The organism is Microbacterium sp. VKM Ac-2870 (assembly GCF_015350795.1).
Classification (GTDB): domain Bacteria; phylum Actinomycetota; class Actinomycetes; order Actinomycetales; family Microbacteriaceae; genus Microbacterium.
In genome coordinates this window covers 618166-637790 of sequence record NZ_JADKSH010000003.1, presented here as the reverse complement: position 1 = coordinate 637790, position 19625 = coordinate 618166, and the positions used below count along the sequence as shown (strand labels likewise).

At 67.1% G+C, this 19625-nt stretch carries 25 protein-coding genes; 15 read left to right on the top strand and 10 right to left on the bottom strand.

The window, feature by feature from the left end; translation table 11 throughout:
* Window positions 1-17 precede the first annotated feature (17 nt).
* Complete coding sequence (locus ITJ43_RS10430; protein WP_194583752.1) at window positions 18-416, top strand: VOC family protein; 399 nt, start codon at window positions 18-20, stop codon at window positions 414-416.
* Between the two features lies 1 nt (window position 417).
* On the opposite strand, the gene ITJ43_RS10425 is transcribed toward ITJ43_RS10430, so the two are convergent.
* Window positions 418-1569 (bottom strand): hypothetical protein, encoded by a 1152-nt coding sequence (locus ITJ43_RS10425; protein ID WP_194583751.1) that lies wholly within the window; start codon window positions 1567-1569, stop codon window positions 418-420.
* Between the two features lie 58 nt (window positions 1570-1627).
* Entirely contained in the window at window positions 1628-3187 is a 1560-nt protein-coding gene (locus ITJ43_RS10420; protein WP_194583750.1) for an MFS transporter, read from the bottom strand.
* A gap of 195 nt (window positions 3188-3382) precedes the next feature.
* Between ITJ43_RS10420 and rpsF the strand changes: the two genes are divergently transcribed.
* The 4 genes from rpsF to rplI all read left to right on the top strand — a co-directional run bounded on the left by rpsF (window position 3383) and on the right by rplI (window position 5057).
* Window positions 3383-3721, top strand: a complete 339-nt coding sequence (rpsF, locus tag ITJ43_RS10415; protein ID WP_194583856.1) for a 30S ribosomal protein S6 — start codon at window positions 3383-3385, stop codon at window positions 3719-3721.
* A gap of 5 nt (window positions 3722-3726) precedes the next feature.
* Window positions 3727-4236 carry a single-stranded DNA-binding protein gene (locus tag ITJ43_RS10410; RefSeq protein WP_194583749.1) on the top strand — a complete coding sequence of 170 codons (510 nt, stop codon included), beginning with the start codon at window positions 3727-3729 and terminating at the stop codon, window positions 4234-4236.
* 101 nt (window positions 4237-4337) lie between these two features.
* Entirely contained in the window at window positions 4338-4592 is a 255-nt protein-coding gene (gene rpsR / locus ITJ43_RS10405) for a 30S ribosomal protein S18 (RefSeq protein WP_005054609.1), read from the top strand.
* Window positions 4593-4604: 12 nt separating this feature from the next.
* Window positions 4605-5057, top strand: coding sequence for a 50S ribosomal protein L9 (gene rplI / locus ITJ43_RS10400; RefSeq protein WP_005054607.1), 453 nt, complete (start codon window positions 4605-4607; stop codon window positions 5055-5057).
* 112 nt (window positions 5058-5169) lie between these two features.
* Here the strand turns inward: rplI and ITJ43_RS10395 are convergent, their stop codons facing one another.
* Window positions 5170-6309 (bottom strand): chaplin family protein, encoded by a 1140-nt coding sequence (locus ITJ43_RS10395; protein ID WP_194583748.1) that lies wholly within the window; start codon window positions 6307-6309, stop codon window positions 5170-5172.
* An 82-nt stretch (window positions 6310-6391) separates the two neighbouring features.
* Window positions 6392-7315 (bottom strand): hypothetical protein, encoded by a 924-nt coding sequence (locus ITJ43_RS10390; RefSeq protein ID WP_194583747.1) that lies wholly within the window; start codon window positions 7313-7315, stop codon window positions 6392-6394.
* 453 nt (window positions 7316-7768) lie between these two features.
* On the opposite strand from ITJ43_RS10390, the gene dnaB reads away from it, so the two are divergent.
* From dnaB to ITJ43_RS10370, 4 genes are all read left to right on the top strand, one after another.
* Window positions 7769-9151: a replicative DNA helicase gene (dnaB, locus tag ITJ43_RS10385; protein WP_121190005.1), complete on the top strand. Its 1383-nt coding sequence runs from the start codon at window positions 7769-7771 to the stop codon at window positions 9149-9151.
* A 104-nt stretch (window positions 9152-9255) separates the two neighbouring features.
* Entirely contained in the window at window positions 9256-9738 is a 483-nt protein-coding gene (locus ITJ43_RS10380) for a P-loop NTPase fold protein (RefSeq protein ID WP_194583746.1), read from the top strand.
* 41 nt (window positions 9739-9779) lie between these two features.
* Complete coding sequence (locus tag ITJ43_RS10375; RefSeq protein ID WP_228495641.1) at window positions 9780-10376, top strand: SLATT domain-containing protein; 597 nt, start codon at window positions 9780-9782, stop codon at window positions 10374-10376.
* A gap of 2 nt (window positions 10377-10378) precedes the next feature.
* Window positions 10379-11689 (top strand): nucleotide-binding domain-containing protein, encoded by a 1311-nt coding sequence (locus ITJ43_RS10370; RefSeq protein WP_194583744.1) that lies wholly within the window; start codon window positions 10379-10381, stop codon window positions 11687-11689.
* A 218-nt stretch (window positions 11690-11907) separates the two neighbouring features.
* Here ITJ43_RS10370 and ITJ43_RS10365 read toward each other — a convergent pair whose 3' ends face one another.
* The 3 genes from ITJ43_RS10365 to ITJ43_RS10355 form a co-directional block, all read right to left on the bottom strand.
* On the bottom strand, window positions 11908-12432 hold the full coding sequence (locus ITJ43_RS10365) for a hypothetical protein (RefSeq protein WP_194583743.1): 525 nt from the start codon (window positions 12430-12432) through the stop codon (window positions 11908-11910).
* The gene (locus ITJ43_RS10360; protein ID WP_228495640.1) at window positions 12429-13475 is read right to left on the bottom strand and encodes an AAA family ATPase; all 1047 of its coding nucleotides are present in this window, start codon (window positions 13473-13475) and stop codon (window positions 12429-12431) included. The genes ITJ43_RS10365 and ITJ43_RS10360 overlap by 4 nt, the downstream gene beginning before the upstream one ends.
* A gap of 123 nt (window positions 13476-13598) precedes the next feature.
* Window positions 13599-14000: a DoxX family protein gene (locus tag ITJ43_RS10355; RefSeq protein WP_194583742.1), complete on the bottom strand. Its 402-nt coding sequence runs from the start codon at window positions 13998-14000 to the stop codon at window positions 13599-13601.
* Between the two features lie 119 nt (window positions 14001-14119).
* Between ITJ43_RS10355 and ITJ43_RS10350 the strand changes: the two genes are divergently transcribed.
* The 5 genes from ITJ43_RS10350 (at window position 14120) to ITJ43_RS10330 (ending at window position 17276) form a co-directional block, all read left to right on the top strand.
* On the top strand, window positions 14120-14632 hold the full coding sequence (locus ITJ43_RS10350; protein WP_194583741.1) for a VOC family protein: 513 nt from the start codon (window positions 14120-14122) through the stop codon (window positions 14630-14632).
* Window positions 14625-15416 (top strand): MerR family transcriptional regulator, encoded by a 792-nt coding sequence (locus tag ITJ43_RS10345; RefSeq protein ID WP_194583740.1) that lies wholly within the window; start codon window positions 14625-14627, stop codon window positions 15414-15416. Before ITJ43_RS10350 ends, ITJ43_RS10345 begins: the two co-directional genes overlap by 8 nt.
* A 44-nt stretch (window positions 15417-15460) precedes the next feature.
* A complete protein-coding gene (locus tag ITJ43_RS10340) occupies window positions 15461-15928 on the top strand; it encodes a hypothetical protein (RefSeq protein WP_194583739.1) in 468 nt (155 codons plus the stop codon).
* A gap of 426 nt (window positions 15929-16354) precedes the next feature.
* Entirely contained in the window at window positions 16355-16891 is a 537-nt protein-coding gene (locus ITJ43_RS10335) for a YbhB/YbcL family Raf kinase inhibitor-like protein (protein WP_194583738.1), read from the top strand.
* A gap of 91 nt (window positions 16892-16982) precedes the next feature.
* Complete coding sequence (locus ITJ43_RS10330; protein WP_194583737.1) at window positions 16983-17276, top strand: DUF2277 domain-containing protein; 294 nt, start codon at window positions 16983-16985, stop codon at window positions 17274-17276.
* A gap of 8 nt (window positions 17277-17284) precedes the next feature.
* Here ITJ43_RS10330 and ITJ43_RS15210 read toward each other — a convergent pair whose 3' ends face one another.
* Complete coding sequence (locus ITJ43_RS15210; protein WP_267238044.1) at window positions 17285-17419, bottom strand: hypothetical protein; 135 nt, start codon at window positions 17417-17419, stop codon at window positions 17285-17287.
* Window positions 17420-17527: 108 nt separating this feature from the next.
* On the opposite strand from ITJ43_RS15210, the gene ITJ43_RS10325 reads away from it, so the two are divergent.
* On the top strand, window positions 17528-18742 hold the full coding sequence (locus ITJ43_RS10325; RefSeq protein ID WP_194583736.1) for a cupin domain-containing protein: 1215 nt from the start codon (window positions 17528-17530) through the stop codon (window positions 18740-18742).
* Between the two features lie 57 nt (window positions 18743-18799).
* Here the strand turns inward: ITJ43_RS10325 and ITJ43_RS15110 are convergent, their stop codons facing one another.
* Together ITJ43_RS15110 and ITJ43_RS15105 are read right to left on the bottom strand one after the other, a co-directional pair.
* Complete coding sequence (locus ITJ43_RS15110; RefSeq protein ID WP_228495639.1) at window positions 18800-19201, bottom strand: FAD-dependent monooxygenase; 402 nt, start codon at window positions 19199-19201, stop codon at window positions 18800-18802.
* Window positions 19149-19622 carry an NAD(P)-binding protein gene (locus ITJ43_RS15105; RefSeq protein ID WP_228495638.1) on the bottom strand — a complete coding sequence of 158 codons (474 nt, stop codon included), beginning with the start codon at window positions 19620-19622 and terminating at the stop codon, window positions 19149-19151. The genes ITJ43_RS15110 and ITJ43_RS15105 overlap by 53 nt, the downstream gene beginning before the upstream one ends.
* Between the last annotated feature and the right edge of the window lie 3 nt (window positions 19623-19625).

Genomic DNA, 19625 nt, shown 5'->3' with positions numbered 1-19625 from the left:
CGGCGTAGCCTGACGCCATGACACTCACACTGGGCTTCATCGGCATCGTCACGCGCGACATGGCGGCATCCCTCGCCTTCTACCGCGCGGTGGGTGTGCCGATCGCCGAGGGGCAGGACGATGCGCCTCACGTCGACGCCGTCCTCGATGGCGGCGTCGCCCTGGCATGGGACACGATCGAGACGATCCGCACCTTCGACCCCGGGTACGAGCCCGCCGTCGGCGGCCACCGTATCGCTCTCGCGTTCGCGCACGAAAGCCCCGCCGAGGTGGATGCCGCATATGCTGCGCTCGTCGACGCAGGACACGACGGTCACGTCGCGCCGTTCGACGCCTTCTGGGGTCAGCGCTACGCGAGCGTGCGCGACCCCGACGGCAACTCGGTGGAGTTTTTCGCTCCGCTCGCCGAGAGCTGATTCAGCGCAGCAGCGCGCTCAGCACGCCGCCGAGCTGGCCGAGGACGACCATGACAACGAACCCGCCGACGATGATGAGAGTGACCCACGGGATGCCGCGACGCAGGCGCCGGCCCTGAGGAGCCACGCCGGGCGGCGGGCGCAGCGTCGTGGTGGGCGCCACGAACGGAAGCGCCGCCGCGTCGGCCATGCCCGCCGCGGTGGCAGCCGTGGCCGCGAGCCGGTCATCGCGCCAGCGCTCCCACTGGGCGAACTTGTCGATCAGCGAGCCGACCACCGAGAACAGCCACGCCCATGTCGCGGGGTCGAGGGTGGACGCCTGGCGCGGCGAATAGAGGAAGAGCCAGTCGTCGACGATCTCGACGTCGAGCGCCGCCGCCTGGTCGACGAAGCGCTCCATGATGTCGGGGGTGAACAGATAGAGGGCATCCGCTTCGTAACCTGCCGGGCAGGAGAGCGTGAAGTAGCGGTCGAAGTCGCCCTCGAGGCTCAGCCGTTGCGCTTTGTCGAACGTCGTGGGCAGGTTCGAGCCGAACAGGCCGTTGTTGCCGACGGCATCCAGCACGATATGGGGCAGGGGCGTCGACAGCTTCACGGCGACGTAGCCCCACGTGTGGGTGGACTCGTTCTTTCCCGAACCGCTGCGGTACAGGTAGTTGCCGAACTCGACGAAGCGGGGCCGCTCGCCGCGCACGACATCGGTGGCCTCGCGTCCGTGGCCGACGCCGAAGATCATGCCCGGCAGCCGAGGGTTCGGTACGGAGGGAAACCACTCCATGGCGTTGGCACGTGCGAATCGATCGAGCCGCCACCACCGCTCCCCCGACCGGGAACCGAGCGTGCGCACCAGCACCCACACGAACACGCCGGCGACGCCCACGAACACCAGCAGGGGTGCGATCGCGAACACCGAGAATCCGGCGCCGTCGGCCCCCGTGATCAGCCGGCCGACCACACCGATGACACTCGTCCCGAAGACGAACAGCACGCCGACGACGGCGAGCACGGCGAACAGGATGCGCGAGCCGACGTTCGGAGTGGGCGCCCGCCCGCTCTGGCGTAGCGCCCGCACGTACGCGCGCACGGTGGCGCGGTCGGCCGGCTCGATGAGCGGGCGGGCGTCGAAGGGCAGGGATGCCGCGGGCGTGCTCATGCGGTCACGCTACCGGCCCGCCGCTCTCAGAGCGCGGCGAGGTCAGAGCGCGGCGAGGTCAGAGCGCGGCGTCCTGCTCGCGGTAGCGGTCGCGCAGCTGCTGTTCGGCGGCGGGGCCCGGCAGCCCGACGGAGACGACGATGAGCCCGAGCACCAGCGCGATGCCGCCCACGAGGTAGGCGGCCCACGCGCCGTCGACGAAACTCAGTCGCGCGGCCTCGAGGATCTGCGCCGCGTAGAGCGGGTTGTCTGCAGCGACGTGCGCGGCCGAGGCGAACGACGCCTGCAGAGCGCGCGTCACCTCGTCGGACAGCGACGAGGCCTCGGGCGAGGCGGCGATGAGCCCGGCGAACACGTGCGCGAATCCTCCGGCGACCACGGCGCCCAGCAGGGCCTGCAACACCGCGCCGCCGAGGTCGCTCTGCAGGTCGCTCGTGGCCGAGGCCATGCCGGCCTTGCGCACCGGTGTGCTGCTGGTCAGCGAGCGGGATGCCGCGGTCATCACGAACGACGCGCCGCCGCCGACCAGGGCGAAAGCGAGGGCGACCACGACCGGGCCCGTGGCTTCGTTCCAGGCCATCATCGTGGCGAACGCGCCGATCAGCAGGACGTAGCCGACGATCATGCTGACGCGGACGCCGCGGGCGACGAGCAGGGCGGCGAACGGCGCGCACACCAACAGCGCGACGGCCGCCGGAACGAGGGCGACGCCGGCCTGAAGCGCGTCGTAGCCGAGGATGTTCTGCAGGTACTGCTGACCGACGAACATGGCGCCCACGAGAGAGCCGAAGGCGAGGGTGCCCGCCACGGCCGGCACCCAGAACAGTCGGCGCCGCGCGACGCCGAGGTCGTAGAGCGGCGCGTCGACTCGCAGTTGGTGGACGACGAAGGCGGCCAGCAGGACGGCCGCGGCCGCGAGCAGGGCGAGACCCATCGCGGTGTCACCGGGGGCGAAGACGATGCCGAGACCGAGCACCAGGGCGGCGATCGCCACGACTGACAGGATGCCGCCGAGGTGGTCGACCTGCTCGTCCGACTCCGCCACCCCGCGCGGGATGGCGCGGGCTGAGATCAGTAGGGCGACGACGGCGATCGGCACCGGCAGCAGCAGGGCGATGCGCCAGCCGAACGCGACGACCAGCGCGCCCGACAGCACCGATCCGCCGACCGTCGCGACGGCGCCGGTCGCCGTCCACAGCGCAATCGCGCGCACCCGGGCGGGCCCCTCGGCCCAGAGCGCGGTGATCAGCGCGAGTGTCGTCGGAAACGCGAACCCGGCGGCGACCCCGGTGAGTACCCGCGCCGCCATGAGCGTCTCGACGGTCGGGGCGACGCTGGCTGCCGTGCCCGCCACGAGCAGGCCGACCAGGCCGATGCACAGCACCGGCACTCGCCCGTAGCGGTCGCCGATCGCGCCCGCGTAGAGCACGGTCATCGCGAGGCCCAGCCCCGTGCCGAGCGCGACGAGGTTGAGCGTGGTCTGCGAGGCGTCGAAGGATGCCGCGATGTCGGGCAGGGCCACGGTGGCACCGCCCGTGGTCAGATTGCAGACGGCCGCCGCCAGCAGCAACGCCGTCAGCACGGCGCCCGAGCGCGCCGGAACGTCTGTGTGCGGCATCCACCACTCCCTCTTCTCCGCCCTCGTTCCAGAGCGTAGCGGTCGTCGGGTAGACTGTTGTGGTTGCCCGTCTGCATGCCGTTCCGGCGTGCCCGGCGGGCACGTGCATCAACCCTCCTGATGCCGGGAAATGCCCGGCATCCGTTCTAGTCCGAAGGAGGTGGGTTAGTGACGCACTCACACCAGTACGAGCTCATGGTCATCCTCGACCCCGAGATCGACGAGCGTCAGGTCGCCCCCAAGCTCGACGTGTTCCTCAAGGTGATCACCGCAGACGGTGGCTCCATCGAGAACGTCGACATCTGGGGCAAGCGTCGCCTGGCGTACGAGATCCAGAAGAAGAACGAGGGCATCTACGCCGTCGTCAACTTCACCGCCACGAGCGAGGCCACGCAGGAGCTCGACCGTCAGCTCAAGCTGAACGAGCAGATCATGCGTACCAAGGTCCTGCGCGCCGAAGAGGCGATCGCCCTGGTCGCCGCCGAGAAGGAGCGCGCCGACGCCAAGGCCGCTCGCAAGGCAGCGAAGGCGTAACGACGATGGCCGGCGAGACCGTCATCACCGTCGTGGGCAACCTCACGGCAGATCCCGAGCTGCGCTACACGCAGAACGGCCTGCCCGTCGCGAACTTCACGATCGCGTCGACTCCGCGCAACTTCGACCGTCAGGCCAACGAGTGGAAGGACGGCGAAGCGCTGTTCCTCCGCGCGTCGGTGTGGCGTGAGTTCGCCGAGCACGTCGCCGGTTCGCTGACGAAGGGTTCCCGCGTCATCGCGACCGGTCGGTTGAAGCAGCGTTCCTACCAGGACCGCGAAGGCAACAACCGCACCGCGATCGAGCTGGAGGTCGACGAGATCGGCCCCTCGCTGCGGTATGCGACGGCCCAGGTCACGCGTGCCGCATCCGGCGGAGGCAACTTCAGTGGCGGAGGCGGCCAGCAGTCGCGTCCCGCACAGGTGCAGCAGGAGGAGCCCTGGGCTACTCCTGGCTCGGCTGCCCCCGATGCCTGGAGCGCACCCGGCGCCTACGGCGACGACACTCCGTTCTGATCGTCGCCCCCGGGGGTTGACCGGGGCCTTCAGGGCCGCGTCGACACCCTCACGCAGAAAATCTTGGATGCCTCGGCATCCGCACACACCTAAGGAAAACAATGGCTGGAAAGGCTACCGGCGATCGCCGTAAGCCGCGGAAGGGCGCGAAGAACGCTGCTCCCGCGAAGGCGATCCGCGTCGGCGTCATCGATTACAAGGACGTCGCAACGCTTCGCAAGTTCATCTCGGAGCGTGGCAAGATCCGCGCCCGTCGTATCACCGGTGTCTCGGTGCAGGAGCAGCGTCTGATCGCCAAGGCGATCAAGAACGCCCGTGAAATGGCGCTCCTGCCTTACGCCGGCGCTGGCCGCTAAGGGGCATCCATCATGGCAAAGCTGATTCTCACGAACGAAGTTGCCGGGCTCGGAAGCGCCGGCGACGTCATCGAGGTCAAGAACGGGTACGCCCGCAACTACCTCATCCCCCAGGGTTTCGCCGTGGCCTGGAGCCGCGGTGGCGAGAAGCAGGTGGCGTCCATCCGCGCCGCCCGTGACGCCCGTGCGATCCACGACCACGAAGAGGCCGTCGCACTCAAGAACACCCTCGAGTCGAACAAGGTCAAGCTGGCCGTCAAGGCCGGCAAGGAAGGCCGCCTGTTCGGTTCGGTCAAGACCGCCGACGTGGCCGACGCCGTCAAGGCCGCCGGTCTGGGCGAGCTCGACAAGCGCAAGATCCACATCACCGCGCCCATCAAGGCCGTCGGTGAGCACGAGGCCACCGTGCGCCTGCGCGATGACCTCACCGCCGTGATCACCCTTCAGGTGGTCGCTGCCAAGTAAGTCCGCACGGATGCCGCGACCTCCCCCAAGGTGAGGTCGCGGCATCCGTCGTTTTCGCCCGACGCCGGGAGGGACGGTGCCAGGCACGGTCGCCATCCCTCCCGGTCGGTGATCACTCGGCGCGGGCGCTGCGGCGCAGGGTGAGCATCACCCCCAGTGCGATCGCGACCAGTCCCGCCAGCATCGGCAGTGAGCTCAGCACCCCACCCGTCTGGGCGAGCGTCTTCACCGAGCCCGTCGCCGCCGCCATGCCGACGATGCCACCCGTGGCGCCGCCGCCGGTCGTGACCGGTGTCGTGGGCGTCGTGGGAGTGGTGGGCGTCGTCGGGGTGGTGGGCGTCGTCGGAGTCGTGGGCGTGGTGCCCGTGGTGGGAGTGCTCGTCGTGGCGTCGCCGACGACCGCGATGGCGTTGCCGCCCAGCGTGATCGGCGCCGTCACCGGTACCGCCAGCTGGGTGCCGCCGAGGATGCCGCCGATGCCGCTCGTGGTGGCGCCGCTGGTGGTGCCGCTGGTACCCGCCGGAGCGGTGGTGGCGGCGTTGGTGCTGTCGGCGTCACCGAGCACCGAGATGGCGTTGCCGCCAGCGGTGATCGGGGCGGTGATCGGGGCGAGCACCTGCGTGCCGCCGAGGATGCCGTCGGAGCCGTCGGTGGTGGCACCGCTGGTGGTTCCGCCGCCGGTCGTACCGCCGGTCGTGGTTGCCTTCGTGCTGTCGGCGTCACCGAGCACCGAGATGGCGTTACCACTCACGGTCACGGGGGCAGCGACGTCCACGACGCCCTGGGTGCCGCCCAGGATGCTGTCGGATCCGCCCGTGGTGGGCGCACCGGCATCCGTGGGTGCGGCGGCGTCGGCAGGGGCCGCCGCGGGGGCGGAAGTGCCGGCATTCGTGCTGCCGGCGTCGCCGAGGACCGATACCGCATTGCCGCTGAGAGTGATGGGCAGCACGACATCGATGAGCGCCTGGGTGCCCGAAACGGTGCCGTCGGAGCCGTCGGTCGTGGTGCCGTCGCCGCCGACGCTGATCGAGGGCTGAGCGGTCTGTGCGTTGCTGCTGGTCGCGTCGCCGAGTACCGAGAGTCCGGTGCCCGCGACGGTGATGGGAGCCTGCACCGAGATGAGGCCCTGGGTGCCCGACAGCAGACCGCCGTCGCCCGTGGTTTCTGCCGCCTGAGCGACGGTCGCGCCGAGAAGAGTGATGCCTCCGGCAAGGAGCGTGCCCCACAGGGCGCGCTTGATGGTGGTGTTCATGATGATCGCTCCTGAGAATCGGGGGGTTGTGCGCGCGAGAGCGCGCGGGAACGTGCCGCACAAGAGCGCGGCCGAACCCCCGTCAGTCGGGAGAGACGTCGGTGTCGAAGAACGGCGCGGGAAGCCCATATTCGTCGGTCGGCGTGCGTCGCAGCATCCAGGCACGGTATGCGGCGAACACGGCGAAGGCGAGCACGGCACTGGCGCCGAAGGTGAAGCCGGAACCGCTCGAGATCAACGTCGTCGACTCGAGGGTGAGCGCGGAGAACGGTGCGTCGGGACCAGCCGGGCCGCCGGCGGGCGTCGAGAATCCGGTCGCGGCGCCGGTGAGTGTGGTGGCCGAGACGAAGGCGGCAGAGAGGCCGCGAGAGGCTGCTTCGACCTGACCGGTCATCTGCTGCCAGGTGCCGGCGACCGCAGCGCTGAGGATCTGCGGTGTGATGGCGGACGGATCGAGGGCGGATGCCGCACCGCCGAGTGGCGGGACCACCCCGGTAGCCGGGGGGATGAGGTGGTCGACCACCGGGAGGGCGCTCACGGCGCCGGTGACGGGGGCCGCGGCATCCACCACGGGCTGGAGAGCGCCGGTGACCGGCGCGAGGACGGGGGCGATCTGGCCGACCGTGTCGCCGAGAACCGCGCCAACCGGGGCGACGATGTCGCCGACGGGGGCCAGCGGCTCGAGGACGGGCGAGACCGACGAGACGACGCTGCCGAGCGGGGGTGCGACCACCTCGACCGCAGGCGCGACGGCGTCGGCGACCGGAGCAAGGACATCGGCGACCGGCTGGAGGACGGGGGTGGTCACCGTCGACAGCGTGCTGGACACTCCGCCGATCAACGAGCCGAGCGGGTTGTTGTCGTCGTCTGCGGCGTGGGCCGCGGGCACGGCGAAGAGAGAGAGCGTGAACCAGGCCAGCGCGGCTCCCGCACCGGCGGCGCCCAGGAGGGCCCATCGCCGTGTGCTACTTCCGCGGCGCAGCGGGGGGACTGCGATTGTTGCCATGGTTCACCTCCCACGACGATGTGTCGGAAATGTCGGCCGGAGCCGTCATGGTGCCTGGACCCACGAAGATACGCCGGTGGAGCTTTCCTGTCTAGACCCTATGGATGCGATTTCCGACGCGCCGGAAGCTGATCTCGACTTGACAACATCGCATTCATCCCCATGGTTGTCCCCAACCCTCGTCCGGCGACCGAACCTTCAACCGGCACTTCAACCACATTGTCAATCCACAGGGCGGAAAAGTATGGATGCCTGGTCAGAGGGTATTTTTGTCGCAAAGTCTTGAGGAATGAGCACCTGTTTCCACAGGCACTGTGCACAGGGTGCTCGGCGTTTCGCGCAGATACTCCACAGAGTTATCCACAGGTGCGTTTGCGGCTGTCGGAACCCGTCCCTAACGTGGCGTGTGGCCTCGCGAGGGGGCCGGTCATCGAGCGTGTGAAGAGGAGCTGCATGTCGATCGCGGACATCTCCGAAGACCGCTTCGGGGGACCCATCGAGAAGCGCGGTCCCGAGAGGACCCCTCCCCACGACATGCTCGCCGAGCAGAGCACGCTGGGCGGAATGCTGCTGTCGAGCGACGCGGTCGCCGATGTCATCGAGGCGCTGCGCGGCACCGACTTCTATGTGCCGAAGCATGAGCTGATTTTCGAAGCGATCCTCTCGCTGTATTCGCACGGCGAGCCTACCGACGTGGTTGCCGTCACCGACGAGCTCATCAAGACCGGTGACCTGCAGCGCTCGGGCGGCGCCGACTACCTGCACTCGCTGACCTCGATCGTGCCGACGGCGGCGAACGCGGCGTACTACGCGTCGATCGTGCGCGAACGTGCGCTGCTGCGCCGGCTCGTCGAGGCCGGCACGCGCATCGTGCAGATGGGCTACAACGGTCAGGGCGACGCGCTCGACCTCGTCAACAACGCGCAGGCGGAGATCTACTCGGTCACCGGTGCGGAGCAGGCCGAAGACTACGTGCCGCTGCAGATCGCCGTGGATGCCGCGGTCGAGGAGATCGAGGCCGCACGCGGTCGAGACGGTCAGATGACCGGCATCCCCACCGGCTTCGCCGGACTCGACCAGCTGACCAACGGTCTGCACCCGGGTCAGATGATCATCATCGCGGCGCGTCCCGCCATGGGTAAGTCGACGCTCGCGCTCGACTTCGCTCGCGCGGCGGCGATCAAGGCGCAGCAGCCGACGATCGTCTTCTCGCTCGAAATGGGTCGCAGTGAGATCGCCATGCGTCTGATGAGCGCCGAGGGTGCCATCCCGCTGCAGAGCATGCGAAAAGGCACGCTGGATTCCCGCGACTGGACGACCATCGCCGCGACCCGCGGTCGCATCAACGATGCGCCGCTGTACATCGACGACAGCCCGAACATGACGCTCGTCGAGATCCGCGCGAAGTGCCGCAAGCTCAAGCAGCGCGTGGGTTTGAAGATGGTCATCATCGACTACCTGCAGTTGATGACCTCGGGTAAGCGCGTCGAGAGCCGTCAGCAGGAAGTGTCGGAGTTCTCGCGCGCGCTCAAGCTGCTTGCGAAGGAATTGCAGGTGCCGGTGATCGCACTGTCGCAGCTGAACCGTGGTCCCGAGCAGCGCGCCGACAAGAAGCCGGCCCTGAGCGATCTGCGTGAGTCGGGCTCGATCGAGCAGGATGCCGACATGGTGGTGCTGCTGCACCGCGAGGCCGCCTACGAGAAGGACAGCCCCCGCGCCGGCGAGGCCGACCTGATCGTCGCCAAGCACCGTAACGGCCCGACCGACACGATCACCGTCGCCTTCCAGGGCCACTTCTCCCGCTTCACCGACATGGCCCCGGGCGACTTCGGGTAGGGGTAATTTCCCGCTGAACGTGTCAAATTCCGAGTACAAATGTCCCGAGGTGTCCAATTGGACAATTACCACTCGTGAGGTCGCGAAGATGCGAGGAAGACAAAGTGACAAGGCCCGAGATGTTTGACCTGAACGCTCCTGCCGCACGTCTCCTTCCGGATGAACCCGCGGTTGTCGATCTGCTGTCGTTTGATGCCATTGCGCAGACCATCACCGATGCTCTACTCGATCAGGAGCTTGACTCGGTGGCACTGGGGCTCTCTGGAAACTGGGGCAGCGGCAAGACTGCGGTGCTCGATCTCGTCGAAAGCGAAGTTCGTCGACGTGCGGCCGAGCACCGCCTGATTGTCGTTGTCAGGACTGCTCCGGGGCGCCACGACCCAACGGTGGGGTCAAAGGAAACTCTCATCGGCGAAGTGTTGACGGCCGTCCAGGACGAACTCGCGCGAGTGGAGCATCCGTCTGAGAAGGCAAAGAATCTCGTGAAGGCGCTTGCTGCTCGGGCGGACTGGGCGAAAGCACTGAAGATCGCTGCAACGACCGCTGTGACGCTCCAGCTTCCAAATTCCCCGGTAATACTCGAATGAACTCGCCTGTAGAGGCTTGTAAGCGAAAGAATGGGGCGACCTTGGCTGATTCTGATCCCGTCGACACGGGGCGCGACCCGTACCTGTTGGGGCAGGTTCGCGAAGCGTTCGGCCGGGTGGCGTACTCGCACAAAACCCATGAGAAGCAGGCGGACATCTGCTTCACCAAACACCGATGGCAGCAGGGCGTTCTCATTGCGTTGACCGCGATCAGCTCGGGCACTTTCCTCGCCGCAGTGGTAGGTCAATTCACCACCACCACTGTGACCGGCCTCATCACCTCCACCGTCGCCATCTTGGTGACCTGGGTATCCCTCGGGGCCAAGACATTCCGCTTCCACGAAGAAGCAGAGGCGCACCGCGAGACGGCCTCTCAGCTCTGGAACGTGCGCGAGTCCTACCTGTCCCTCATCGCAGACCTAATGAGCGGTAACGTCTCCGACTCCAGCGTCCGAGACCTTCGCAATGACCTACGGGCAACAACTCTCCAGATCTACTCCACGGCACCACGCACCAGCGTCAAGGCGTACACCCGAGCGCAGAACGGCCTAAAAAACAACGAAGAGCTGACCTTCACCTCCCGAGAGCTCGATCTGCTGCTGCCCGAAGCGCTCCGACTCAACGAGGGTGAGCAGTGAGCATGGAGACCTACGAAATCTTCGACGGTCTGCTGACCAACCTGAAGGTCGGGGACAAGGTCGCCACCATCCGAACCCGTCACGATGAGATCACCAAAGCCCTCAACAAGAACTTCCGCGCTAAAGACGGCTGCATCGAATACAGGCTCATGATCGGATCGTTCGGTCGGCACACGGCTATCAAGGCCATCTCCGATCTGGACATGATCTTCATTCTGCCCTCGAGCCTGCGCGACGCCTACAGCGACGACAACGGCCCCCGACGAATGCTCGAACGAGTGCGCGACACCCTCACCGCTCGCTACCCCAACACCGATATCCGAGTCGACCAGTGCGTGGTGCGCGTGCAGTTCGCCACCAACGCCTTCAAGTTCGAGGTGCAGCCCGCCTTCGAAAACACTGACGGCACCTTCGATTACCCCGACACCAAAGCCCAGGGATGGAAGACCACCAAGCCCCGCGCGGAGATCAAGGCGACGAAAGACTGCAACGACCGCACGTCCACCAACATGCGCCACCTCGCACGCATGACCCGCGCCTGGAAAAACGCCAACGGCGTCAACATCGGCGGGCTCGTCATCGACACCCTGGTTCACAGCTTCTTTGACCAGACCTCCGACTACGACACCGCGAACACCGCGTCGTTCGACCTGATGTCCCGCGACTTCTTCGCCTTCCTCATGGACGAACCCGACCAGGACTATTACCTTGCACTCGGCAGCCGCCAGCGCGTCCACGTCAAAGCCAAATTCCAAGCGAAAGCAAAAAGGGCGCACAAGCGCTGCGTAGACGCAATCGACGACGCAGGCAAGACCGCAGCGGTGAAGAAGTGGCGGGAGATCTTCGGCGTCAGCGTCCCCCTGACCACCGCCGACAGTGTCCTCGCCGCATCCGCCTCCTACGCGGAAACGCACACCGAAGAGTTCATCGAGGGTCGCTACCTCGTCGACATCACCGAGAGCGTCACGATCGACTGCGAAGTGACCCAGGACGGATGGCGACCCCTCTGGCTTCGCGCAATGAGACGCATCGGCATCCCCCTAGCCGCCGGCAAGCACCTCAAGTTCCAGGTCACCAACTGCACAGCGACGCAGCCCTACACGTTCAAATGGAAAGTCCTCAACCGAGGCCCGGAGGCGGAACGTCGACACATGATCCGCGGGCAGATCATCGACTCCACCCAACCAGGGATTCGCACCGAAACCTCATCGTTCCGCGGCGAGCACATCGTCGAGTGCTACGTCATTCAGGACGGAACGGTCGTGGCCCGAGACAGAATCGACGTGCCCATTATCACCAACAACGAGATGTGAGCTGCGCCCGCGGTGATCTAGATGTACTGACCTCGACCGTTGTTGATTCGGTCGATGGGGGTCTGGCCTCCGATGCCGACGTGGCTCTGTCTAGGTTGTAGTGGTCGAGCCATGTTGGCAAGGCGGGGCGTGAGGAACGAATCGGTGACAACTTGACCTGACCTGTCACCAGTTCGTTTCTCACCCCCGAACGCTGCCTGAAGGTTCGAGTGCCAGATTCAGGACTCAAGCGTCGGCATTACGACTGACCAGGGTCCGCCCGGAAGAATTGACTTTCCGACAACGGCCGAGTCAACGATCCGCTTCAGCCGCTGCCTCAACTTGATGGCCAACTCGGACGGGTCGACGATTGGTACTGACGGATTTTCACAGTGGAGCACTAGTTCGACGCGAGCCGCGCCCTGCGCGCGCGAAAATAGCGCTTTCTCGACTTCGATATTTGCCCTTCTTGCCCCGACCGAGAGGCCGCCAAGAGTTGCGGTGACTTTCCGTAGCACTTCCTCGATCAGAATGCTGGGTGCCTTCTGACGCAAGTTCGGATGTCGATAATCCTTGACTTCGATCAGCACAACCCTCACGTCGTGACCTGTCGTTGAATCCGAATGAAGGGCCACGATGTCGACGGCGCCGAGCCCATCATGGACACGGGAGTATAGCGCGCGGTAGAAATCGGAGTCGTCGTACTTTATGGCAGACCACTCGTCCGTGAATGCGAAGGTCGCACCCTCAACGTCGACGATCACGAAGCAACAATCGCGTCGAGGTATCGATCGGACTGTGAGATCGATTCGTCGAGGACTGCGAGGTGGTCTAGCTCGTCGAGGTAGGTGCCGGTGTCAGCCCTTACACCCGCTTCATCTTTGGTGAGAGTGATGAACTGAAGTGGTGGGAAGTTATCAGGCTCCGCCCGCTTCAGAATCTCAAGTTCTTTCATCAAGTAGAGGCTGTGCGTGCCGACGAAGACCTGCACGCCCGACCGGGCGAGCGCCGCAACAGTCTTCGCCACGTGCCGCAAGACACGTGGGTTGAGGTTGGCCTCCGGTTCGTCCCAGAACAAGAAGCCGCTCTCTAGGAGAGTTCCGTTCGCTATGAGGCGCGCAAGCATGGCGAGTTTGCGCATGCCTTCCGCGACCAAAGGCATCTCATACTTGCCGCCGCCTGCGACTCGGAGATAGAACCGACCGCCTTCCTCCGCGACCTTTCCTCCTAGCGACTCCTCAAGAGGCGCGAGCAGAGACTTGGCCCTTTGTTCGCGAGGCCCGCGGGTCAGCGGCAGCCCTAGCAGAAGGCAGGTGTCCCGCCAACTTTCCTCAAATTCGAGTGAGGTCCTGTCGTAGAGCGACACGAACCCGGGGTAAAGGGTGAGTAGCTCTCGTGTTGGGAAGTAAACTGGCGTGCCGTCGATTGGCTTCGACAGACGGCGTGTGACGTTGACCTCGGTACGGGAGTTGGTGGAGAAAGAGAACGAAAGACCTTGCTTCGGTGCAGTGAATTGGAGGTCCACCCTGCTTCTCCCGCGGCCCGGGCGCCGGTGGACCAGCCTGCCGAGAGACTCCGGCCTAAAGACGCTGACGAGCTTGGCCGCCAGTCGTGCTTCGACGCTTGACGAAGGAGCGTCGCGAGGCGTTTCGTCTGCAGAGATGGCTGCGTACATCGCTTTCAGCAGATGGGACTTGCCCGCACCGTTCTCGCCAGCTATTACGTTAATGCCCTCTGCGAGGGGTAGGTCGAGCGTTGAGAACACCGTGAAGTCATGCAGACGCACATTGCTGATCTTGGTGGGCAAGCGATCACCGTTCCTTTGGGCTGGACTGCTTGGGCACCATTCAAGCAGTTGAGGGCAGTAAACCGCGGCAAGGGCGATACCGCGGTGCGCGATGAGGGGCGTGACGGGGTTGATTGGTTTCGTTCAGCGTGAGTTCCCAAGCGCCCGCCGGATCAATGTGACCTGAAGCGGCAGTCGAGCCAGCGACACGGCGAACGCGGCCCACGCCTTCGGGGTGCGGCGGCGAGCGGCCCGGCGACCGAGGTCGATGCTCATCTGCATGTTCGCGGGCCAGACGGCCGCCAGCACCACCGCGCTCGCTCGCCCCGCGGCGGCCCGGGTCGAAGGCACGACCAGTCCCACCGCGCACGCCAGCTCCGCAATCCCCGATGCGACCACGAGCGGCCGATCCCACCGGCGCAGCGCTCGCGGGATGATCGGCGTGAACACACCGGGTCGCACGAGATGGATGATGCCCGACACCGCAAACGGCACCAGCACGATCCAGGGAACGGTGGCGGCGGGCCTCTTCGCGCGACGGGTCATCACGCCATTCTCCCCGGCGCGCCGACGCCCGGGGCCACCGCGCGAACACCTCCGGTGACAGCGTGCGCATCGCAGCCGGGGCTTGACCCTCACGCGACGTCAGGCTCGATCGTGGTCTCATGACCGACCTTCCCGACGCCTTCGACATGAGCCCCGTCCCTGCTCCGGGACCCGACGCCGTCGCCCCGCCGCTGTTCCGCGGCATCTACGGCATGCCCATGTTCGTGACGATCCCCACGGCGGATCTGCCGGCATCCTTCGACTTCTGGACCCGCGGCCTCGGCTTCTTCGAGCTGTTCGGCATCCCGGGGCAGATGGTGCACCTGCGCCGGTGGGCGTTCCAAGACGTCCTCCTCGTCGCCGGCGCGCCAGCCGAAAGCGCCCCCGCCGCGAGCGTGAGCTTCGCCTGCGTGCTCGACCAGATCGATCCGATCGTCGAGGCCCTCCGCGCCCTCGGCGTCGACGCCCAACCGCGTGACACGATGTGGAACACCCGCGACATCGAGGTCATCACCCCCGAGAACGCCCGCGTGATCTTCACCGCGGCCAAGGTGTTCGACCCCGACAGCGTCGAGGGCCGCACCCTCCGCGCAGTCGGCATCGGCACCGACGACAATGAGTCCCATGTCTGACGACGGGATGCCGGTGGGCGAGACGGCCGCGCGCCTCGGCCTCACTGTGCGGACCCTGCACCACTGGGATGAGATCGGCCTCGCGAGCCCCGCCGCACGCTCGCGCGCCGGCTACCGGCTGTACACGGATGCCGACCTCGAACGCCTCCGGCGCATCGTCGTGTACCGCGAACTCGGCCTCGACCTCGACGCGATCCGCACGATCCTCGACGAGCCGTCGGGCGATGTCGCCGAGCAGCTGCGGGTGCAGAGAGCGCAGCTCGCGCAGCGCATCGCGCAGCTGAACGACCTCGACGGCGATCTCGCCCGCATGATCGAGGCGCAAGAGCGCGGCATCCTGCTCTCCGAAGAGGAGCAGCGCGCGATCTTCGGCTCCGAGTGGAACCCCGACTGGCCCAGGCAGGCACGCGAGGCCTACGGACAGTCGGCGCAGTGGCAGCAGTACGCCGAGCGCTCAGCCTCACGCTCGACCGGTGACTGGGCGGCGGTGACCGAGGCGATGACGGCGTTCGAGGCCGACCTCGGCGCCGCGGTCGACGGCGGAGCGACACCCGGGGATGCCGTGGCGAACCGCCTCGTCGAGCGACACCGCGCCCTGCTCTCGCAGTTCTTCCCGATCACCCCGCAGATGCAGGTGTGCCTCGGGCGGATGTACGTCGCCGACCCGCGTTTCGCGGCACACTACGACGCGGTGCGGCCGGGGCTTGCCGTATGGCTGAGCAGGGCCATAGATGAGAGCGCGCGCGCCGCGGGCATCGACCCCGACACGGCCACCTGGGAGTGACGGGCCGCGTCTCCCGCCACAGGAATGCCAGATAACATCGCGCCGTGAACGCCTCTGATCGGCACCGCGAGCCACGATCGATCCGAACGAGGCTGATCTTCTCTCCGGTCCGGGAGCTGCGCCGGCAGCGGGGGGTCTGGATTCAGCTTGTGGGCGAGCGCGCGGCGCGCCCGATTCTGCGGACGCAAGCGGTGCTCTCGATCGCGGTATGGCTCGCTGTCGCGTTCTGGATCGTCGCGCTCAGTGGTGCGATTGCGGAGCTCGTCGCCGGTGACGAGGCGAGTGCGAAGAACTGGGTGATCTTTGGCGCCGTCTGCAACCTGGTCATAGCCATCATCGGGGCGGCGCTGACGCGCGCGTTCGTGACGTCAGCCGCACGCATCCTCCTGCCCAAGATCGCGCCGCTCGACGCTACGGTCACTCTCGACAACCTCACCGTGATCATCCGCGCCAAGCCGAGCTACTTCGCCGCACTCGCTCGAAAGCACCCGGGCAGTTTCCCGCCCGGCTGACGCGAACCGCGACGGCTCGGGCAAGCCAGGTCGCACTCGCGTGCCCCTCAACGTGACGTGCGGCGTGCTTCCGAGCGGCGTGACCCGAGATCCCGCCGTGCCGTATTCAGTCTCCGCGCGTCGCACTCGCGCCGGCGGCCCCGTGATTTCGGGGGCAGCCACGTGACAGCCCGGCATGCAGACTGAATACGGCACGGCACGGCACGGCACGGTGCGGTGCGCCGGATGCCGGACATCGCGTACCCCCACGGCGCTGCGGCATCCCTACATCTCGCCATGAGCCCCACGGCGCGGGAGGGGACGCCGAAGCTCCTCGCCTCCGGGCGCTTCCTGTGATCGGGGCATGAGCATCCTTGCCGGCACCCGCAAGGCCCCTGCGGAGGCACCCGCGAGCGACTACGGTGATCGGCGACGAAAGGACACGTCATGCCCAACGACCCCTTTGACCGCCTCCCCGACGTACCGAGCTTCATCGTCACGAGCGAGACCGTCCACGACGGGGGTGCCTGGCCGGCGCCCCAGTACTCCGGCGCCTTCGGAGTTGCCGGTGGGAAAGACGAGTCACCACAGCTGTCCTGGTCGGGCGCCCCTGCCGACACGCTCAGTTATGCCGTCACGGTCTACGACCCGGACGCCCCGACAGGCTCCGGCTTCTGGCACTGGGCGGTCGCGAACATCCCGGCATCCACGACATCGCTGCCGGTCGGTGCCGGCAGCCCCTCGGGCGAGTTGCTGCCTGTGGGGGCCGTCCAGCTGACCAACGACGCCGGTTCTGCGCAGTTCATCGGCGCCGCTCCGCCGGCCGGCCACGGAGAGCACCGCTACTTCATCACCGTGCATGCTCTCGACGTCGCCGACATCGGTGTGCCCGCCGATGCGACGCCGGCCTTCCTCGGCTTCAACATGGCCTCCCACATCCTGGGTCGCGCCACGCTCGTCGTCACCGGCAAGATCGACGAGTGATCAGACGTCACGCTCGAGCGTGATTCGGTGTGAGGTGACGGCCGAACCCATCGGCGTTCCGCTCGCGGTCCGCGGGGTCTACGCTCGCGGCATGTGCCGAAACATCCGGGTGCTCCACAACTTCGAACCCCCGACCACCGACGACGAGGTGCGCGAAGCGGCGCTGCAGTTCGTCCGCAAGGTGAGCGGGTCGACCCATCCCTCCCGCGCGAACGCCGAGGCCTTCGACAGTGCCATCGACGAGATCGCCGCGGCGACGCGGCGCCTGCTCGATGCGCTGGTCACGTCTGCGCCGCCGAAGAGCCGCGAAGCCGAAGCGATCAAAGGACGGGCTCGCCACGAGAAGCGGATGGAGCGAGAGGTCCGCATCCGCACGGCATCCTGAGCCGCGCGTCACCCCTGCGGCTTGGTCTCGATGGTGTCGAGGTACGCCTGGAATGACATCGTGGCTCGTCCTTCGTCCGGTGTCGGATGCCGCGCACGCGCGAGCGCCCGTATCACCGCGAACATAGCGGTCACCGTCGACATCTCGCGAGCTGACCGCGTTCACGTGATTCACGTCATTTGTCGGACCCGTTTGCTCGCCGGCCGCGATGTCCTGGTCGCATCGGCCAATTGCCTGCGAAGGAGATCGACATGGAACCCACCGGCGCGACCGCCCCGAACCACGCCCCTGCGTCGTTCGGCAACCCCGACCTTCCCGGCGAAGGCGAGGTGAACACCGTCGGAGATCCGGCGAGCCTGGTGATGACCGGTCCGCAGAACCCGGTGATCGCCAGCCAGTTCCCCAACCAGATCGACGCTCCCGCGACCGACATCAGCACGCAGGCGTTCTTCTGGTCGTCGTTCAACATCTCGCCGCGGCGGGTGCAGCGCGGCGGTTGGGCACGGGAGATCACCCAGCAGGACTTCGCGATCTCGGAGGAGATCTCCGGGGTCAACATGTATCTCGAAGCCGGCGGCATCCGCGAGCTGCATTGGCATCAGACGGCCGAGTGGGCGGTCATGACCCGGGGCCGATGCCGCATCACGACGCTGAACCGCAAAGGGATGCCGAGCGTCGAGGACGTCGAGGAGGGTGACCTCTGGTTCTTCCCGGCCGGGCTGCCGCACTCGCTGCAGGGCCTCGGCCCCGACGGCGCCGAATTCGTGCTCGCGTTCGATGACGGTTCACAGTCGGAGAGCAATACGCTGCTGCTGACGGACTGGTTCGCGCACACGCCGCCGGACGTGCTGGCGAAGAACTTCGGCGTCGCGCAGGAGGTGTTCAGGGACATCCCGCTGCACAACCTCTGGATCTTCCCGGGCGACGTGCCCGGAGATCTCGAGGCCGACCAGAACGCCGCCGGGGTGCAGTGGGGCGATGACCAGCCGGTGATCTTCCGCCTCTCGCGCTCGACGCCCGTGCACGAGAACAGCGGCGGTCGGATCCAGATCGCCGACAGCACCAATTTCCCCGTCGCCTCCACGGTCGCCACCGCGTTGGTGACGGTGGAGCCGGGATCGATGCGGGAGCTGCATTGGCATCCGAACGCCGACGAGTGGCAGTACTACCTGCGCGGGTCGGCACGGATGACGGTGTTCAACACCGGTCCGCACGCGAACACCACCGACTTCCGCGCCGGCGATGTGGGCGTCGTCAAGCGCAACTTCGGTCACTACGTGGAGAACACCGGCGACGACGTGCTGCAGTTTCTCGAGGTGTTCCGCAGCGACCACTACGAAGAGGTCTCGCTCGCGAACTGGCTCAGCCATCTGCCGCCGCAGCTCGTCAGCGCGCACCTGAACATCCCGGCCGACGTGCTGGCCACCTTCCCGCGCACGTCGCAGGGCATCGTGCCGCTGCGGTAACGACGCCACGCCCCGCGCGCCCCGCTCGCCCCGCGGAACGTCCGGGTGCGAGCGGGGTCAGGCCGGGGCGCGGAAGAACGGCAGCGATTCGGCCAGGCGCAGTCCGTACGCGGCGATCGACCGGCCGACCTCCAGCCGTTCCCGCCCGTACTGCTCGATCGCGGCGGTCAGCGGCAGCCGCTCGAGAAGGTCGTGGAGAACGAGCGCATCGCCGGCCGCCTTCGCCGCCCCCATGGCGGTGTGCGGTCGCACCACGACCGCGGCGTCGCCCAACAGCACCACCCTTCCGGTGGTGATGCGAGGCGGCACGTAGTCGAGGATCGCCTGCAGGAAAGGCTGCGGTTCCGCCGCGACCGCGTCGGCGAATGCCGGCGGCAGCTCTGCCCGGGCGTCGTCGACGAGCTGGTCACGCAGGTCGTCGGCCAGGTCGCCCGGTGCGAGGGTCGAACGACTGCTCACGCCCGTCGGCGAAGGCGACCACCGCCCCGCCGTCCGTGCTCGTGACCCGGGTTACGGGAGAGGCGAGGCGGTAGGCCGACAGCGGCAGTTGCGCGCGAAGCACGGAGTAGAGGCGATCCCACGAGACCTGGGTCTGCGGCGTCGGGTCGCGGTAGACGACATCGCCCCTGCGGTTCAGGGTGATCCGCTCGGAGGCGACCACGCCGACCGCGACCTCGTCGGGCTGGCCGACGGCGCGCAGCAGGTCATATACCTCCTGCTGCGCGACGAGGCCCGCCCCTCGTCGCGCCAGTCCGTGTTGCGACCGCTCGAACACCTGCACGCGGTGACCGGCCCGCGTCAGCGCCGAGGCGGCGAACAGGCCGCCGATCGACCCGCCGACGATGCCGATGTCGAGCCGAGGGGTCTTCGCATTCGTCATCCG

What these genes read in the sequence shown, in the direction of transcription:
- ITJ43_RS10430 (WP_194583752.1), top strand. Translation starts at nt 18, where the DNA reads ATGACACTCACACTGGGCTTCATCGGCATCGTCACGCGCGACATGGCG.
- ITJ43_RS10425 (WP_194583751.1), bottom strand. Translation starts at nt 1,569, where the DNA reads ATGAGCACGCCCGCGGCATCCCTGCCCTTCGACGCCCGCCCGCTCATC.
- ITJ43_RS10420 (WP_194583750.1), bottom strand. Translation starts at nt 3,187, where the DNA reads ATGCCGCACACAGACGTTCCGGCGCGCTCGGGCGCCGTGCTGACGGCG.
- rpsF (WP_194583856.1), top strand. Translation starts at nt 3,383, where the DNA reads ATGGTCATCCTCGACCCCGAGATCGACGAGCGTCAGGTCGCCCCCAAG.
- ITJ43_RS10410 (WP_194583749.1), top strand. Translation starts at nt 3,727, where the DNA reads ATGGCCGGCGAGACCGTCATCACCGTCGTGGGCAACCTCACGGCAGAT.
- rpsR (WP_005054609.1), top strand. Translation starts at nt 4,338, where the DNA reads ATGGCTGGAAAGGCTACCGGCGATCGCCGTAAGCCGCGGAAGGGCGCG.
- rplI (WP_005054607.1), top strand. Translation starts at nt 4,605, where the DNA reads ATGGCAAAGCTGATTCTCACGAACGAAGTTGCCGGGCTCGGAAGCGCC.
- ITJ43_RS10395 (WP_194583748.1), bottom strand. Translation starts at nt 6,309, where the DNA reads ATGAACACCACCATCAAGCGCGCCCTGTGGGGCACGCTCCTTGCCGGA.
- ITJ43_RS10390 (WP_194583747.1), bottom strand. Translation starts at nt 7,315, where the DNA reads ATGGCAACAATCGCAGTCCCCCCGCTGCGCCGCGGAAGTAGCACACGG.
- dnaB (WP_121190005.1), top strand. Translation starts at nt 7,769, where the DNA reads ATGTCGATCGCGGACATCTCCGAAGACCGCTTCGGGGGACCCATCGAG.
- ITJ43_RS10370 (WP_194583744.1), top strand. Translation starts at nt 10,379, where the DNA reads ATGGAGACCTACGAAATCTTCGACGGTCTGCTGACCAACCTGAAGGTC.
- ITJ43_RS10355 (WP_194583742.1), bottom strand. Translation starts at nt 14,000, where the DNA reads ATGACCCGTCGCGCGAAGAGGCCCGCCGCCACCGTTCCCTGGATCGTG.
- ITJ43_RS10350 (WP_194583741.1), top strand. Translation starts at nt 14,120, where the DNA reads ATGACCGACCTTCCCGACGCCTTCGACATGAGCCCCGTCCCTGCTCCG.
- ITJ43_RS10345 (WP_194583740.1), top strand. Translation starts at nt 14,625, where the DNA reads ATGTCTGACGACGGGATGCCGGTGGGCGAGACGGCCGCGCGCCTCGGC.
- ITJ43_RS10335 (WP_194583738.1), top strand. Translation starts at nt 16,355, where the DNA reads ATGCCCAACGACCCCTTTGACCGCCTCCCCGACGTACCGAGCTTCATC.
- ITJ43_RS10330 (WP_194583737.1), top strand. Translation starts at nt 16,983, where the DNA reads ATGTGCCGAAACATCCGGGTGCTCCACAACTTCGAACCCCCGACCACC.
- ITJ43_RS15210 (WP_267238044.1), bottom strand. Translation starts at nt 17,419, where the DNA reads ATGTCGACGGTGACCGCTATGTTCGCGGTGATACGGGCGCTCGCGCGT.
- ITJ43_RS10325 (WP_194583736.1), top strand. Translation starts at nt 17,528, where the DNA reads ATGGAACCCACCGGCGCGACCGCCCCGAACCACGCCCCTGCGTCGTTC.
- ITJ43_RS15105 (WP_228495638.1), bottom strand. Translation starts at nt 19,622, where the DNA reads ATGACGAATGCGAAGACCCCTCGGCTCGACATCGGCATCGTCGGCGGG.